Source organism: Winogradskyella sp. (assembly GCF_045105575.1).
Taxonomy (GTDB): domain Bacteria; phylum Bacteroidota; class Bacteroidia; order Flavobacteriales; family Flavobacteriaceae; genus Winogradskyella.
The window spans coordinates 1-11,679 of the sequence record NZ_JBGCDQ010000021.1; the positions used below are offsets into that span (position 1 = coordinate 1).

Below are 11,679 nucleotides of genomic sequence, written 5' to 3' on the forward strand. Positions count from 1 at the left end.
TTTAGAGTTTAGAGTTTAGAGTTTAGAGTTTAGAGTTTAGAGTTTAGAGTTTAGAGTTTAGAGTTTAGAGTTTAGAGTTTAGAGTTTAGAGTTTAGAGTTTAGAGTTTAGAGTTTAGAGTTTAGAGTTTAGAGTAAAAAATAACGATTACTAATTAAAAGATACCCGCTTTTATGGGCATTATTATGAAAACATATACATACACAGAAAAAAAAGATACAAGAAGTGGTTTTGGAGCTGGTTTAGCTGAACTAGGTCGCACAAATCCGAATGTTGTTGCCTTGTGTGCCGACTTAATTGGATCTTTAAAAATGAATGAATTTATTGATGAAAATCCAGAGCGTTTTTTCCAAATAGGAATTGCAGAAGCTAATATGATGGGTATCGCAGCAGGTTTAACCATTGGTGGTAAGATTCCGTTTACAGGTACGTTTGCTAATTTCTCAACGGGAAGAGTTTATGATCAAATTCGTCAATCTATCGCTTATTCTGGTAAAAATGTTAAAATTTGTGCTTCTCACGCTGGTTTAACATTAGGAGAAGATGGCGCCACTCATCAAATTTTAGAAGATATTGGATTAATGAAAATGTTACCTGGCATGGTCGTCATTAACCCTTGTGATTATAACCAAACAAAAGCTGCAACTATTGCTATCGCAGATTATGATGGCCCTGTGTATTTAAGATTTGGACGTCCATCTGTTCCAATTTTTACGCCTGCGGATCAGAAATTCGAGATTGGTAAAGCCGTTAAATTCACAGAAGGTACTGACGTTACCATAGTGGCCACTGGCCATTTAGTTTGGGAAGCCTTAGAAGCTACAAAAGCTCTGAATAAGGCTGGTATTTCTGCTGAAGTTATTAATATTCACACCATAAAACCATTAGACGATAAAGCTATTTTAGAATCTGTTGCCAAAACAGGTTGTATTGTAACTGCGGAGGAGCACAACTATCTTGGCGGACTTGGAGAAAGCGTTGCCAGAGTTTTAGCGCAACACCATCCAACACCTCAAGAATTTGTTGCTACTAACGATACTTTTGGTGAATCTGGTACACCTGCACAATTGATGGATAAATATGGTTTGAATAGTGATGCCATTCAAAATGCTGTTAAAAAAGTACTTACGAGAAAATAATTTCGTTTTGGTATCGTTTTTGTTATTATACATCTTATGAACTTGTTTAATCTAAAAACGAATCTTATGAAACAGTTGCAAAAATCAGTTCTTATAACTGTCGCTTTTACATTTATGGCATTCAGTCTGAATGCACAAACGGGAAGTGCGTTTGGTTTTAAAGGCGGCTTAAATTATGGAGCCAATGGAGATTATTTTGAATCCATAAATGCGAATGCCGAAAACCCAGATCGTAATCTAGGCTATCATGTTGGTGTTTTTGGAAAAATTGGAAACAAACTCTACCTGCGACCAGAGTTGGTTTATACTGCGACAAAAAGTGACTATAATAGTAATGAATTTTCGATTAAAAAGATTGATGCACCTATTTTAGTTGGTTTAAAAATATTAGGCCCTGTTAGTGTTTTTGCTGGACCATCATTACAATATATTATAAATTCTGAATTTGAAGGTATTGACATAGACGAGATACAAGAAGATTTCTCCGTGGGTCTTAATTTTGGTATTGCACTTAATTTTAATAATATCGGTATCGACTTAAGATATGAGAGAGGCTTTGAAGATAATGAAGCCACCTTTTTAGATACAAATTTAAACTCCGGAATTATAAGCAGAATTGACACGAGACCAGATCAACTTATTCTAAGTTTATCAATTGGTTTATAATTGTTGAAATAAACACAAAAAAATGCCACTCAAAATGAGTGGCATTTTTTATATCATCTCATAGATTATATTCTAATTATCCGCATTATAATTAATACTTATATTTTCATCTAAATAATCTGGTATACCATCTGGCTGACCATCGCTGCCAGGTGAGTCTGCAATTGTTACAGTTTTAATAGTCATTACACCATTAACCTCAGATCTACTAATTTCAAATTCATTAGGAGAAAAAGTCTCACCAACTAAACGTGTACCTGGTATTAATTCATCTATTGTTAACACACCATCACCGTCATCGTCATTATCAATAAAATTAAAAAAACCATCTTCATCTGCATCTTCATTAGTCACATCTAAATCCTCGTCTAAATCTTCAATATAAGATGGAATCCCATCATTATCATGATCTACAGTTTGGTATTGTAATAATTCAAATTTGAAAATGAGATTATCGAACGATGAGCCTGTTGCGATTCCTGAGAAATAGGCTAACCCTGAAGGTACAAACATTACGCCCAAACCAGGATTTATAAAATCAACAACACCATCATTATTGATTTCAAAGCTAGAAGACGCATTAAATTGTGGCATTACTAGTTGCCATGCTTTTATAACAGCACCAACATTAAAAAAATCAGTTTGCAAATTAAATTCTGCTGGTATAATTGAAGAATCAAAGATTTCTTCTTCGCCACCGACCTCGTCATTAATAGAGCTTCCTTCATATCTCACACGTATAGCATCGGTAAATTTCGGTGCTTCACCACCTCCTTGATTTAAATTTAAGATGTAATACTCGTAATCCGCTTCTTCATAAGTAACGTTTTTTGTTACTACCGCTTGTGAAAGTAACGTATGGCCTTCAGGAACTTCTTCAAAATTACCATCGGCATCTTGTGCTAATTCGGTTATCACAATATCTGTATATTTATGATTAGAACCCGTTTCAAAAAAACTAGAATTGTAATAATGTGAAGCTAAATAATTTAAGATTATTTCATTATCTTCTAATTGTTGTTCGGTTCTATCTATTTCAACGAAGACTGTTGTTACGTCATCATCGTCTTCACAAGAGACAACTACCGCTAGTAAAATTGCTAAAAGAATACTAAATTTTAAAATTTTAATTTTCATAATAATTTGTATTGCTCGCTCTAAACCACCACAGTTTAAGAACGAAGTTCATTATTGCTTTATTTATTGAGTGCAAGATACAATAATATAATATTTTTGTACTATCTGATTAACGTAGTTTTTAGTAAAAATAATATGCGAATTGACAAATATTTATGGTGTGTACGGTATTATAAAACCCGAAGTATTGCTACCAAAGCCTGTAAAAAAGGACAAGTAAAAGTAAATGGAGCTGCCGTTAAACCGTCGAGAGAAATTTACCCTACCGATAAAATTGAACTTAGAAAAGATCAAATCATTTACCAACTCACCGTTAATGATTTACCTCCAAACCGAGTTGGCGCAAAGCTTGTTGATATTTATAGAACGGATACCACTCCAAAATCTGCTTTTGAAGCCAAAGAGCTTTTAAAATACAGCAAAGACTATTATCGTAAAAAAGGCGCAGGAAGACCAACAAAAAAAGACCGACGTGATATTGACGGCTTTTATGACGATGAAGAAGAATAATTTTAACTAAAAGGTTCTATTGAAACATGACTCATATTAACAAACATTATTGGGAACATCGTTACGCTAAAAACGAGATTGGTTGGAATATCGGCAAAATATCACTTCCGCTAAAAACATATATTGATCAAATTAATGATACATCTCTTAAAATATTAATTCCTGGTGCAGGCAATAGCTACGAAGCTGAATACTTATGGAAAAATGGTTTTAAGAATGTTTTTGTTTTAGATATTGTCTCCCAACCCTTAGAAAATTTTAAAAACCGAGTACCTACATTTCCAAAGCACCAACTTATAAATGCTGACTTTTTTCAATTAGATGACAGTTTTGATCTTATTTTAGAACAAACCTTTTTTTGCGCACTTACACCAAATTTAAGAAAAGATTATGTTGATAAAATGGCTGATTTGCTCAAACCCAATGGCAAACTCGTAGGCTTACTCTTTAATTTTGAATTAACAACAATAGGACCACCATTCGGTGGCCGTTTATTAGAATACCAGTTACTTTTTAAAAGCACCTTTCATCTAAAAGTTTTAGAACCTGCAACAAATTCAATAAAAGAACGAGAAGGTAAAGAACTGTTTTTTATCTTTGAAAAAAAGAGCTAATGGCACTTACTAAAAATACCATTTTAAGTCATAAAGAAATTGAGCATAAAATAAAACGTATTGCTTATCAAATTTATGAATGTAATGCCAACGAAACTGAACTTATTATAGCAGGTATTCAGAGTAACGGCTACTTATTTGCTAAAAAAATTAAAACACATTTAGATAAAATCTCTAATATTCAATCAACCTTGTGTAAAGTAACTATCGATAAAATACATCCTACTACTCCAATAAAAACATCTATTAGTAAAGAAGACTATACGAATAAATCTATAGTGCTTATTGATGATGTCCTCAATTCAGGAAGCACGCTTATTTATGGTATTAAGCACTTTTTAGATGTTCCTTTAAAACAATTTAAAACAGCAGTTTTAGTTAATCGTAATCATAAAAAATATCCTGTTAAGGCAGATTTTAAAGGTATTTCGTTATCCACCTCTTTATTTGAGCATGTGCATGTTAATTTATCTAAACAGCCTTACGAAGCTTATTTAGATTAAATACTCTAAGAGCGATTGCAAAATTTCTGGTTTTGTTTTATCATCAGTCTTAAGTGTAAATTCAGCTTTACTATAATAGTAGCTGCGCTCAAACAAATGTTTTCCAATAAATTCTATTAAATCCTCCTTAGAGTTTAAATAGCTTATCAATGGTCGCTCTTCGCGTTCTAAAAATAAGCGTTCTGCCAAAAGAGGAATTGAAAGTTTTAGGTAAATTGAAACTAATTGCGAAGTTCTTTTTAAAACATCCATATTATTTCCATAACAAGGTGTGCCGCCTCCAAGCGCTAAAACTAAATTGTCTGATGACTCTATTATAGTTTGTAAATATTCTGTTTCTTTCTTTCTGAAATAAATTTCACCTTTAGTCTTGAATAAATAGGGTATTGTTATTTGTTCTTTATCAGAAATATAATCATCTAAATCTATAAAATCATAGTTAAGAGCTGTAGCCAATTCCTTACCAATTGTGGATTTTCCCGATCCCATATATCCTATTAAAACTATAATCATATTGCTTATAAATTGATTTTTAAACCGATAGGTTATTCACCTACAAAAAAACAAAAATTTAAATAAAAAAAGTATTGTTTTATTAATTAAACATTTTATATTTGCACCCTCGTTAAGAGAAAGCATTTTGACCAGTTAGCTCAGTTGGCAGAGCATCTCCCTTTTAAGGAGAGGGTCCTGGGTTCGAGCCCCAGACTGGTCACTTAAAAAGTTAGGCATTTTGCTTAGCTTTTTTTTTATCTTTACTTTATTATTTTGCGCACGTGGCGGAATTGGTAGACGCGCCAGCTTGAGGGGTTGGTGGACATTAGTCCGTGGAAGTTCGAGTCTTCTCGTGCGCACTTTTAATAAATTTTTGAATTTAGAAGAAAACTTCAAAACAATAGGTTTCAAAAGACGCTCACCTCACAACTTTTTCTTTTTTTATATAATTTTGTTAATTCTCGCCTAGATTTAACAATAAACCCTATTTTTGTTTAAAGATTTTTTATAAAAAATGAACAACATAAAAAACAGATTTAGTATCAAAGATTTAGAAAATCTTACAGGTATTAAAGCACATACGATAAGAATTTGGGAAAAGCGTTATAACCTTTTAGAGCCAAAGCGTACTGAAACAAATATTCGTTATTACGACTTAGCCAGCTTTCAAAAATTATTAAATGTCAGTTACCTTAATAATAATGGTTTCAAAATCTCAAAAATAGCCACTATTGATGAGAAAAAAATTCCTGTTTTAGTAAGAGAAATTGCAGCAGAGTCTAATTTAGAAAGTCATGCCATCAATGCTTTCAAACTAGCTATGCTTAATTTTGATCAAGCGTTGTTTTATAAAACGTACGAGTCGTTACTTGAAGAAAAGGCATTCCACGATATTTTCTATGATATTTTTATCCCATTGTTAACTGAAATAGGTTTACTATGGCAAACGGACACCATTTCAACAGCACACGAGCATTTTATTACATCACTATTACGTCAAAAAATATTAATAAATACCGAAAAAATTCAGTCGCAACAGACTAATAATTCCACAAAAACGTTTGTACTTTACTTACCTGATAATGAAATCCACGAGCTTGGATTGATGTTTATTAATCATCAAATCGTTAGTAAAGGGTATCAATCTATATTTTTGGGACAAAGCGTACCATTAGAAAGTCTAACTGACCTTCAGAGATACTACGATGAAGTCATTTACCTCTCTTATTTTACGATAAAACCTGAAAAAGAACATATTGCAAAATACATCACTGATTTTGACAAATTATTACTAAAAAATCCAAAGACTGAATTTTGGATATTAGGTCAAATGTTAAACAGTATTGATATCGACAAATTACCTTCAGGAATGAGAGCGTTTAAATCCATTCAATCCTTAATTAAAGAATTATAACACTTAATGAGTAAAACAATTACTATCATAGGTTCAGGTTTTTCAGCGTTATCGGCCTCTTGCTACCTAGCACAAGCTGGACATACCGTTTCTATTTTCGAAAAGAACGCCTCTGTTGGTGGAAGAGCTCGACAAATCGTTAAAGAAGGTTTTACTTTTGATATTGGTCCAAGTTGGTATTGGATGCCAGATATTTTTGATAAATTTTTTAATGACTTCGGAAAAAAAACAATTGATTATTACCAGCTTGATAAATTGAGTCCTGCTTATAAAATCTTCTTTTCGGACGATGTTATTACCATTGGTGACCATATGGATCAGATTTGTAAAGAATTTGAGCGCATTGAAACTGGAAGCTCTAAACCCTTGCGCAAATTTATAGCCAGAGCACAAGAGCATTACGATATTGCTATTAACAAAGTAGTTTTAAAACCAGGCTTATCGCCTTTTGAGTTAGTCACAAAAGAAACGATTACAAGAGTCGATCGTTTTTTTAGAACGATTAGCACGGAAGTTCGTAAAAACTTTAACAATCCAAAACTGATATCAACTTTAGAATTTCCTGTACTATTTTTAGGTGCTAAACCAAATCAGACTCCATCGTTCTATAGTTTTATGAATTTTGCAGATTTTGGATTAGGCACTTGGCATCCTAAAGGAGGCATGTATGAGGTTATTAAAGCTATGAAAACTTTAGCAGAGAGTTTGGGTGTTTCAATTTACACCGATAGCAATGTTGAAAAAATTACAGTAGAAAATGGAAAAGCCACAAGCATTACTGTAAATGGAAAGGTCGTTCATTCAGATGTTATTTTAAGTGGAGCCGATTACCACCATTCGGAAACATTATTAGATGAAAATTACCGACAATACAGCGAGTCGTATTGGGAGAGTCGTACGTTTGCACCTTCATCTCTACTTTTTTATGTTGGTTTCAACCAGAAATTAAAAAACATAGAACATCATAATTTATTCTTTGATACCGATTTTGAAAATCATGCTGAAGAAATTTATGACGATCCTAAATGGCCCAAAAATCCACTATTTTATGTTAACTTTCCTTCAGTAACGGATGCCAGTATGGCGCCTGACGGTTGTGAAACTGGTTTTTTCTTAATTCCGATTGCACCAGGATTAGAAGACACACCAGAACTAAGAGAGCAATATTTTGATTTAATCATAGAGCGGTTCGAAAAAAGAACCTCGCAAAGTGTTAAGGATCGTGTTTTGTTTAAAGAATCGTATTGTGTCAATGATTTTATTGAAGATTATAATTCTTACAAAGGCAATGCATATGGTATGGCAAATACACTATTGCAAACCGCGTTTTTAAGACCAAAATTAAAAAGTAAAAAGGTAAATGGACTTTATTTCACAGGTCAATTAACAGTGCCTGGTCCAGGAGTTCCACCATCCTTAATTTCAGGAAAGCTCGTTGCTGAACTGATTGAAAAAAATGAAGTTTAATAGCATAGCATAAGAAATTTAAAAAATGAAATCAATTTTTGACGATGTCTCCAGAGAATGCAGCAAAGCCGTAACAAATGCTTACAGCACATCCTTCTCTATGGCAACAAAAATGTTATCCGATACCATTAGACAAGATATTTACAACATTTATGGTTTTGTAAGATTTGCTGATGAAATCGTGGATACTTTTCATGATTACGATAAAGAGAAGCTTTTCAATAATTTTGAAAGTAATCTTGAAACGGCATTGGAAGATAAAATTAGTCTTAGTCCCATACTGAATTCTTTTCAAGAAACATATCATAAATACGGTATTGATAAGCACATGGTAGATTCGTTTATGAAAAGTATGCGTTTAGATCTGCATAAAAAAGACTATCTCACTGAACAAGAGTATAAAGATTATATTTATGGTTCTGCAGATGTGGTAGGTTTAATGTGTCTGAAGGTTTTCGTAAAAGGAGATACAAAGCAATATGACGATTTAAAAGACTCAGCAATGAGCTTAGGTTCTGCATTTCAAAAAGTAAACTTTTTACGTGATTTGAAGGCTGATTTTGAAGACTTAAGTCGTACTTATTTTCCAAATACAGATTTAAACGAACTCGACGAAACCTCTAAACAAGCTATTATTACTGATATTGAAGCTGATTTTGAAAAAGGTTTAGAAGGTATCAAACGCCTACCAATTGAAGCAAAATTTGGTGTGTTTATGGCTTATCGTTACTATAGCAAGTTATTAGATAAGCTAAAAAAGACTCCTGCGCTTCAAATAAAATCGACGCGTATCAGAGTTCCCAACTACAGAAAGATAGAATTACTAACACGCAGTTACGTTAAGTACCAACTCAATTTACTTTAAAACAGATATAAGAGACCTATTATGCAAACGTTTTTTTGGATACTAATCTTTTTCGCCACATTTTCGATAATGGAATTTAATGCATGGTTTACGCACAAGTATATTATGCATGGCTTTTTATGGAATTTACACAAGGATCATCATCACAAAGACCACGATAGTTGGTTTGAGCGTAATGACGCCTTCTTTATCTTTTATGCTGTTGTTAGCATGAGTTGCTGGTATCTTTGGGGAGAAAAAGACCTTTGGTACTTTTTACCAATCGGTATTGGCATCATGGCTTATGGATTAGCTTATTTTATTGTTCATGATATCTTTATTCACCAACGCTTTAAGTGGCTTCGGAATATAGATAATAAATATGCCAGAGGTGTAAGACGTGCTCACAAAATGCATCATAAACACTTAGGAAAAGATAAAGGTGAAAATTTCGGGATGCTACTCGTACCTTTTAAATACTTCAAGTAGAAATCGCCATATATTATTGTGAAAGTAAATCGTCTAATTGTTGTCTTACAGAGGCGCTATTCCAGTTAATCGCACCAGTTTCATCAACAACGATGGCACCACTTTTATCAATTATAAACGTTCTGGGTATTGAACCTGTTTTTAAGGCCTCTGGAACTTCTGACATTGGCTCATAGACTTCAAAATTGAATCCTCTTTTTAATTTAAATTGGTCTACTGTTTTACTATCGTCTCCTGTTAGAAATAGAAAAACCACTGTATCATTATAATCATTGTACAAATCTTGAAGACTTGGCATTTCGGCAATACAAGGAGGACACCAAGTTGCCCAGAAATTGATGAAAACAACTTTTCCGTTGGTGTTTTTTAAATTGAGTTGCGTATTAGAATGAGATCTTAATTTCCAACTTAGATGACTTATATTTTTTTGATCTTCTTTATCTATAAACGAAGCTGAATTTATAAAGCTCAATCCTTTGTGCAAAACAATCTGAATTGGATTTCTAGTTTGCGGAATAATGAATAATGCTACGACTACCACAGCAATAATATTATAAATTTTAGAATTTTTTTTCTTTGATTTCGTCATCGATGCTATATTCTTAACATAAAGAAGCGCAACACTAAAATTTAGTATTACGCTTCAAATTTAACAAATTAAAACTCAATTTTAATTTCTCGTTACGGTTCCTGTTGGTAAAGAACCTAAGTTTAAATCAAATGCATGAACTGCCGGAGCCGTTTCATTACCAGCAACACCTAATAAAGGTTTCATTGCAAATGGTGCAGGCGAATCATCTGGAACTGGCTCTACTGATATTACCACCGTACGACCTCTTATGTCTAATGGAAATGTTTCACCTGTTGGTGCATTCATAAAGAAATCTTCACCTGGTACTGGAGGCCCAGACTGCGCTGTACCACTAAATGGTGCTGCATTATCAACCGTATTAAAGTTTGTAAATGTACCGGTTGTTAAAGGTCCTGTTTCACCAACAACCCAACCTTCATAAGCCCAACCTTCTGGCAACGTTGGTAATACAAAATTTGGAGCTGGTGGCATTCCAGGTGTACCATACCAAACACCGTATTCATCATTCATATTATTTGTTCCTGTTTCATCAGTTGGAGTTCTTAAAAAGAATTGTCCTGATGCATTAGTAAAATCACCTACTAAATCCGTGGTTACTGCTGCTGCATTTCCTGAAAATTCACCACGCAATACTTTCGTTGCTGCAGGTGCAGGATCGCTATCCATTAATGGCTCAATGGAAAGTACAAATGCTTCTGCGTTATTTAGTTGTACCGTATTTACTGAAAAGGTTTGTGGAAAAGTTACACTTGTAAATACTCCTGTTGATACAGGAGACCCATTTACAATAATCCATCCTTCGTAAACAAAATCGCTCCCTAAAGCTTCTAAACCATTAAGATTAAGGGTTAAATTTGAATTTGTAGGAGCCGTATTATCGTCATCACTACTGCAAGAAGTGGCAAAAATTCCTAATGCCAAAACTGCTAAAATCATTTTTTTCATCATTACTTTTTTTATTTTAAAGTTCATACTTCAAAATTATAGTAACTCAATGTTATAAAATGTTAGCCAGCTAACACGAAGCAACTCTTTTTAAAATTCTTATCTCTTTTCCATTAAAATTGAGATAATTTTCTTCTTTGAGTTCGTTAAGCAGAATGTTTATAGTTGGCCTAGATGTGCCAATCAGTGACGCCATATCTTTCTGTGTATACGGATGTCTAATGACATGGTCGCCCGTTTTCTCGCAGTTATAGCCATAATCTTCACAAAGTTCATCTAAAAATTCTATTAAACGCGTTTTGGAATCCTTAAACAAAAGCAGCTGCAAACGTCGTTCTAACTTTTTAAACTTAAAACCTATAAATTTATAAATTCTTAAGCCGAAGGTTTTATTATCTCTCATCAACTCATGCATAGTATCCACACTCACTGGGCAAATGGATGTTGTATTATCTATAGATTGTGCAAATTCATCGCGTTTTTCCTCTCCTAAAATCGCTTTTTCACCAAAAAGATCTCCTTTACTCAATATAGATTTTACGACTTCTGATCCGTCTTCGTTGTAGTAACCAATTTTTACTTTTCCTTTTTCAATAAGATAGACTTTATTGGCAGCATCATCTTCAAAATAAATGTAGTCTGTTTTTTTATAGTCGTCAAACGTATGGCAAGCTGCATAAGTCTTGAATTTATGAGGACATAACAAGTTAAATAGATTGACTTCTTCAAAGACCCATATTGAATTCATAGTTAACTTGTTTTAGTAGTAACTGTAGTCGAAATAAATGGTAATACCTTCCAAATAAGACACAAAAAAACTCCTAGTACACAACTAGGAGCTTTTTAAACTATAAGACTGTAACTT

The 11,679-nt window shown here is 33.2% G+C and carries 14 protein-coding genes and 2 tRNA genes; 11 read left to right on the forward strand and 5 right to left on the reverse strand.

Features of this window, described 5'->3' with window-relative positions:
- Nucleotides 1-184: 184 nt before the first annotated feature.
- Nucleotides 185-1,138, forward strand: a complete 954-nt coding sequence (locus tag AB8B52_RS04840) for a transketolase family protein (protein WP_406025785.1) — start codon at nt 185-187, stop codon at nt 1,136-1,138.
- A gap of 66 nt (nt 1,139-1,204) precedes the next feature.
- Nucleotides 1,205-1,804 (forward strand): outer membrane beta-barrel protein, encoded by a 600-nt coding sequence (locus AB8B52_RS04845; RefSeq protein WP_406025787.1) that lies wholly within the window; start codon nt 1,205-1,207, stop codon nt 1,802-1,804.
- A gap of 72 nt (nt 1,805-1,876) precedes the next feature.
- Here AB8B52_RS04845 and AB8B52_RS04850 read toward each other — a convergent pair whose 3' ends face one another.
- Complete coding sequence (locus AB8B52_RS04850) at nt 1,877-2,941, reverse strand: FKBP-type peptidyl-prolyl cis-trans isomerase (protein WP_406025788.1); 1,065 nt, start codon at nt 2,939-2,941, stop codon at nt 1,877-1,879.
- Nucleotides 2,942-3,076: 135 nt separating this feature from the next.
- Between AB8B52_RS04850 and AB8B52_RS04855 the strand changes: the two genes are divergently transcribed.
- Genes AB8B52_RS04855 through AB8B52_RS04865 form a run of 3 tightly spaced genes read left to right on the forward strand, consistent with a single transcriptional unit; the run spans nt 3,077 to nt 4,568 of the window.
- On the forward strand, nt 3,077-3,451 hold the full coding sequence (locus AB8B52_RS04855; RefSeq protein WP_406025790.1) for an RNA-binding S4 domain-containing protein: 375 nt from the start codon (nt 3,077-3,079) through the stop codon (nt 3,449-3,451).
- A gap of 26 nt (nt 3,452-3,477) precedes the next feature.
- Nucleotides 3,478-4,065, forward strand: coding sequence for a methyltransferase domain-containing protein (locus AB8B52_RS04860; protein WP_406025792.1), 588 nt, complete (start codon nt 3,478-3,480; stop codon nt 4,063-4,065).
- The gene (locus AB8B52_RS04865; RefSeq protein ID WP_406025794.1) at nt 4,065-4,568 is read left to right on the forward strand and encodes a phosphoribosyltransferase family protein; all 504 of its coding nucleotides are present in this window, start codon (nt 4,065-4,067) and stop codon (nt 4,566-4,568) included. The genes AB8B52_RS04860 and AB8B52_RS04865 overlap by 1 nt, the downstream gene beginning before the upstream one ends.
- On the opposite strand, the gene AB8B52_RS04870 is transcribed toward AB8B52_RS04865, so the two are convergent.
- Nucleotides 4,560-5,081: a shikimate kinase gene (locus tag AB8B52_RS04870; RefSeq protein ID WP_406025796.1), complete on the reverse strand. Its 522-nt coding sequence runs from the start codon at nt 5,079-5,081 to the stop codon at nt 4,560-4,562. The two genes, AB8B52_RS04865 and AB8B52_RS04870, sit on opposite strands and share 9 nt — an antisense overlap.
- A gap of 129 nt (nt 5,082-5,210) precedes the next feature.
- Here AB8B52_RS04870 and AB8B52_RS04875 point away from each other — a divergent pair.
- The 6 genes from AB8B52_RS04875 (at nt 5,211) to AB8B52_RS04900 (ending at nt 9,277) form a co-directional block, all read left to right on the forward strand.
- Nucleotides 5,211-5,283: transfer RNA gene (locus AB8B52_RS04875), tRNA-Lys, on the forward strand.
- Between the two features lie 55 nt (nt 5,284-5,338).
- Nucleotides 5,339-5,422: transfer RNA gene (locus tag AB8B52_RS04880), tRNA-Leu, on the forward strand.
- A gap of 155 nt (nt 5,423-5,577) precedes the next feature.
- Nucleotides 5,578-6,477: a MerR family transcriptional regulator gene (locus AB8B52_RS04885; RefSeq protein WP_406025798.1), complete on the forward strand. Its 900-nt coding sequence runs from the start codon at nt 5,578-5,580 to the stop codon at nt 6,475-6,477.
- 6 nt (nt 6,478-6,483) lie between these two features.
- Entirely contained in the window at nt 6,484-7,944 is a 1,461-nt protein-coding gene (locus AB8B52_RS04890; protein WP_406025800.1) for a phytoene desaturase family protein, read from the forward strand.
- A gap of 25 nt (nt 7,945-7,969) precedes the next feature.
- Nucleotides 7,970-8,809 carry a phytoene/squalene synthase family protein gene (locus tag AB8B52_RS04895; protein ID WP_406025802.1) on the forward strand — a complete coding sequence of 280 codons (840 nt, stop codon included), beginning with the start codon at nt 7,970-7,972 and terminating at the stop codon, nt 8,807-8,809.
- A 21-nt stretch (nt 8,810-8,830) separates the two neighbouring features.
- Nucleotides 8,831-9,277, forward strand: a complete 447-nt coding sequence (locus AB8B52_RS04900) for a beta-carotene hydroxylase (RefSeq protein ID WP_406025804.1) — start codon at nt 8,831-8,833, stop codon at nt 9,275-9,277.
- Nucleotides 9,278-9,290: 13 nt separating this feature from the next.
- Here the strand turns inward: AB8B52_RS04900 and AB8B52_RS04905 are convergent, their stop codons facing one another.
- The 3 genes from AB8B52_RS04905 to AB8B52_RS04915 form a co-directional block, all read right to left on the reverse strand.
- The gene (locus tag AB8B52_RS04905; RefSeq protein WP_406025806.1) at nt 9,291-9,866 is read right to left on the reverse strand and encodes a TlpA family protein disulfide reductase; all 576 of its coding nucleotides are present in this window, start codon (nt 9,864-9,866) and stop codon (nt 9,291-9,293) included.
- An 81-nt stretch (nt 9,867-9,947) separates the two neighbouring features.
- Nucleotides 9,948-10,841, reverse strand: a complete 894-nt coding sequence (locus AB8B52_RS04910; RefSeq protein ID WP_406025808.1) for an anti-sigma factor — start codon at nt 10,839-10,841, stop codon at nt 9,948-9,950.
- 43 nt (nt 10,842-10,884) lie between these two features.
- Complete coding sequence (locus tag AB8B52_RS04915) at nt 10,885-11,562, reverse strand: Crp/Fnr family transcriptional regulator (protein ID WP_406025810.1); 678 nt, start codon at nt 11,560-11,562, stop codon at nt 10,885-10,887.
- Nucleotides 11,563-11,679 lie beyond the last annotated feature (117 nt).